Raw genomic sequence first — 4,160 nt, forward strand, 5'->3', positions numbered from 1 at the left:
AAGTAACTAAAGTAGCCATCCAAACTAATCTTGCTTGTGACTTAGATTGGGTAAAAGATTGCAATTTAGATATCTTAGCTCTCTGGACTACCTTTCATCCGACAGAAGTATCGATCGAGAAGTTCTTAGTACAATGTCAGATCCTCGATCTCCACAATGTTAAATACAGCGTGGGAATTGTCGGACTAAAAGAACACCAAACCCAATCGCAACTATTACGCCAACAATTAGATCCAAATATCTATCTCTGGGTAAATGCTTACAAACGTCAACTCGACTATTATACCTCCGCCGACATCGATTTATTTACCCAAATCGACCAACTATTTCCCATCAACAACCAAGTTTACAATACCTTCGGCAAACCCTGCCGCACTGGGCATCAAGTAATTACAGTAGATGGGGAAGGTACGATGCGCCGCTGTCATTTTATCCCCGATTCGATCGGCAATATTTACGACCCAAACTTTGAAGAATCTTTATTCCCTAGAACTTGCCAAAATCAAGTTTGTCGCTGTCATATTGGGTACGTTCATCTCGAAGAATTTAATTTAGATAAAGTCTATGGCGATGGCATCTTAGAACGCATCCCTTCCGCCGGAAGTCGGGCTTTTTTAAAAAGCCCGACTTCTAGTCCTAGCTGCACGATCGAATCGATAAAATCAAAATATGGCAGTATTATTCGATCTCGATTTCACCCTTATCGATTCATCACCCCTCGTCGAACTCCGCCAAACCAAGCAACAACAAGCAGCCTACCAGATGATTTCCCAGATCCAACCTTACGCGGGAATTAACGAACTATTGCAAGCACTTTCAGCGCATCAAATTCCCATTGCGATCGTCACATCCAGTCGTAAACCATTTTGCGATCGATTAATCACTCATCTAGAATGGTCGATCGATCTATTAATTACTCGTCAAGATGTAAGATTGCCTAAACCCCATCCAGCGGGAATTCTGCTCGCCTTACAGCAATTGAATATTAAACCTCAAGATGCAATAATGGTCGGCGATAGTCCCGATGATATTCAAGCAGCTAAAGCAGCTAATGTATATTCGATCGGTGCTTTATGGGGAAGTCCGACACCAGAATTATTAATGGCGGCTAATCCAGATCGATCGTGTGCGACAGTGCAGGAATTACACGATTTTTTATTAGCTCCCCGCTCCCCGCTTCCCCCTTTCCCTCTCTAGCTTTTCATCCCTCGATCCAACAACACCTAATTCTTACCTGATGTTACCAACCATTGAGTAATTCCATCCGCGATCGATTTTGCCATTTTTTGCTGCTCCTGGGGATTAGCAATCTGCTCGAATTCACTCGGATTGCTCATAAAACCCCACTCTAATAGCACCGAGGGAGCCGAGGCGGGGCGGGCGAGGGCGAGGTTATCCCAGAATACACCGTAGGAGGGACGACCTGTATCTTTGACCACATAATTGTGGAGGTACATGGCGAGACTCTGGGCTTGGGCGTGGTACCAGAAGGTGGAGAAACCTTTGGTGTCGGGATTGCCGCCGTCGGGGAGGGAGTTATGATGGACGGAGAGGGCGAGGGTAGGTTCTAGGTTATCAATAATTGTCTGTCGATCGTTGAGTTCGATAAATTTATCTGCTTCTCGCGATAAATACACCGACGCACCCCGCATGGCTAATTCGTTTGCTAAGAGTTTAGATGCATAGAGATTAGCATCTTTTTCGGTATAACCATTCGGCCCGACTGCGCCAGAATCTTTGCCGCCATGTCCTGGATCTAGTAAAATTTTAGTGCCAGTTAACGGTCGATCGAGATTATTTTTGTCGAGTTTGGGGGGATGTCGAAGCGATAGCACGAGGTTGCTACCTTGGTATCTGAGCTTATAACCCCACTGTTGTTTAGATTTGAGGTTAAACACATATTGCACCACTCCAGGGCTACTCTGCTTCCAATCTAGGCGGGAAACGACGGGGTTATCATTGAACCGGATAATGTCGGTTTGGGCGGTGGTATTGTAGAGGGTGAGGGTGACGGTATTTGTCCCTTGTTCGAGGGTAATCGGTACGGGGACTTGGAGCGGAATCACTACGTCGGTAGCTCCTGCGCGCTCTTTACTGGTGACGCTTTTGACGATCGTTTTGGGCGGTACTGCTACTCCGGTAGTCACTTGCACCTGCTCGGCAAGAATCCAGCCCCCATAATCGAGCCGTACCCAGTTAGCTTGTTTACCATTATTATTACCCATCTGACGAGCGGTAATCGCCGCCTTAGTGCCCTTGGGGAGGGGGGTGAGCCGACTAAAATCCGAACCTGCACCCGTGCGGGTAATCCCGCCTTCAACTTTGACTTCGGCAATATCTAGATTCACGGGTGAGAGAATCTGCACTTTTCCTGGTGCGGCTTGAGATACGGTGGTGGCGGGGTTGCCTACTTCTAGTTTATAGGTAGGATTGCCCAAATCCGCAGCAGCAGACGCGATCGCACAGCCTAAATATTGCCCTGCGCCGTACATCGCTTGGGGTTGGTTTTTATCGATTAAAGCGGCTTTATTATCGGGTAATTCAACGCTATTAGTTTGCTCTTGTAACTTGATATCTTGTCCAGCTATATTTACCTGGACTTTGGCTTTTGTGGGCGCGTTTGCGCCAAAACATACCATTTCACCAGGCATCCGCGCCATATCCCCTTGGGGTTCTAATGAATTGGGTGTAAAATTGTCTTTGGGCGGATCGGTTTTGGAGATCGCGGATCTAGTTACGACGATCGTTTTCGACTGTCCTTGATAATCGACAGCGAAGGTATTTTTACCCACTTTGAGATTGAAGACAGACGCAAAATGTCCCTGTTGACTGCGGGGGACAAACTTGCTATTAATTGATACTTTTCCGGCACTCGGCGCACTACCAATTAAGAATACTCGATCGGACGAAGTTTGATAATCGGCGGGTGGATATGAGACATATAGCGATTTTGAGGTGGCAATTTGTGGTGCGACTAGTTGTGCCGTAACCAGTTGTGCGACGATCGGGCATGAGATAATCATGCCACCTAAAATTCCTAAATGCGAATACTTGCCGAGCATGATGTTTGAATCAGTTATTTGGTTTTGAGTAAAATTGTTTGCTCTGTCTCACTAGTGTTAGTCTTCGATCGACAAAGAATCGGGCTAGATTGACTGAGTGTTTATACTTATTTATTGCTTGGAATTATAGCATTTTATCTCGATCTCCAGATACTTAATTCTCGCGATCGACTACCAAAGAGCTATGTATCCTCGCAGATCTAGCATCGAGCCTAAATAACTAATATAGTCGTCTACTTCTGGCAAGATAATGTTCCTGAGATCTTCTCTACTCGATTATCCTCTGTTCCCGAATCCCGAACGCGAGTGCGTCTCGGAACGAGAAACCCCGAACCCCGAATCCCGTGCAAAGGTTTCAAGAAATTTTGTCGCGATCGTCTCTAGAGATGAGTAGGCAAGCCGTCGATGCTGGTAAGATTATTTTGGAGTTGATACGCACTGATTCCATCTGCACCTTTTTTAACTGCCCAATCTGTTAGAGTCGATCGTTCTTCCTGGAGTTCATAGATCGGGACTCCATAGCCGCAAGACGTTTGAACTGATTCTACATGTACCAGAATCAACTGACGTTTACCTGGTAGATCGACAAATTTCTCGATTAAACGATCCCACTGTGGAGAATCGGATCTAATAACTTCGCCTCGCCCATATATTCGCAAGATTAAGGGTTTGTCTGTAAAGCTACAAAACATGATTGTCATCCGCCCATTTTGATACAAGTGCGCGGCTGTCTCGTTGCCACTTCCTGTCAGATCTAAATAAGCTACCTTGTCAAAATCTAAGCAGCGAAAAGAATCGATTCCCTTCGGCGATAGGTTAATCCGTCCTTCAATTGGGGCTGTAGCTGTAAAGAAGAGCTTTTGCTCCTCGATAAATTTACACAGTTGACTGTCCAGTTGCGAATAAAATTTAGCCATCAGAATTTAGGGCTAGAGGATACTTAGATTTTAAACGTTGAAGTCTCGAATCGATCGAGTATACTCCCTTCCCGCTCAAAGACTATAGATAAGCTTTTTCTTTATACCCTCTGCGCTCTCTGTCTTGATTCGCTGTCTTGTCGTTTTTTTTATTCGGGGGTTCCCCCCGAATAAAAACGCC

The 4,160-nt window shown here is 45.6% G+C and carries 4 protein-coding genes; 2 read left to right on the forward strand and 2 right to left on the reverse strand.

Translation table 11 applies throughout. The annotated features are described in order from the left end of the window. Nucleotides 1-797: STM4011 family radical SAM protein (locus RMO55_RS16745; protein ID WP_310428341.1), on the forward strand; the 797-nt coding region annotated here is incomplete at its 5' end. Further along, nucleotides 763-1,197 carry an HAD family hydrolase gene (locus RMO55_RS16750; RefSeq protein WP_310428344.1) on the forward strand — a complete coding sequence of 145 codons (435 nt, stop codon included), beginning with the start codon at nucleotides 763-765 and terminating at the stop codon, nucleotides 1,195-1,197. The genes RMO55_RS16745 and RMO55_RS16750, both read left to right, overlap by 35 nt. 26 nt (nucleotides 1,198-1,223) lie before the next feature. Here the strand turns inward: RMO55_RS16750 and RMO55_RS16755 are convergent, their stop codons facing one another. Together RMO55_RS16755 and RMO55_RS16760 are read right to left on the reverse strand one after the other, a co-directional pair. Next, nucleotides 1,224-3,023: an N-acetylmuramoyl-L-alanine amidase gene (locus tag RMO55_RS16755; RefSeq protein ID WP_310428347.1), complete on the reverse strand. Its 1,800-nt coding sequence runs from the start codon at nucleotides 3,021-3,023 to the stop codon at nucleotides 1,224-1,226. A 419-nt stretch (nucleotides 3,024-3,442) separates the two neighbouring features. After that, nucleotides 3,443-3,979: a pyridoxamine 5'-phosphate oxidase family protein gene (locus RMO55_RS16760; RefSeq protein ID WP_310428350.1), complete on the reverse strand. Its 537-nt coding sequence runs from the start codon at nucleotides 3,977-3,979 to the stop codon at nucleotides 3,443-3,445. Nucleotides 3,980-4,160: the final 181 nt, after the last annotated feature.

It is taken from the genome of Chamaesiphon sp. VAR_48_metabat_135_sub (assembly GCF_031418915.1).
Lineage (GTDB): Bacteria > Cyanobacteriota > Cyanobacteriia > Cyanobacteriales > Chamaesiphonaceae > Chamaesiphon.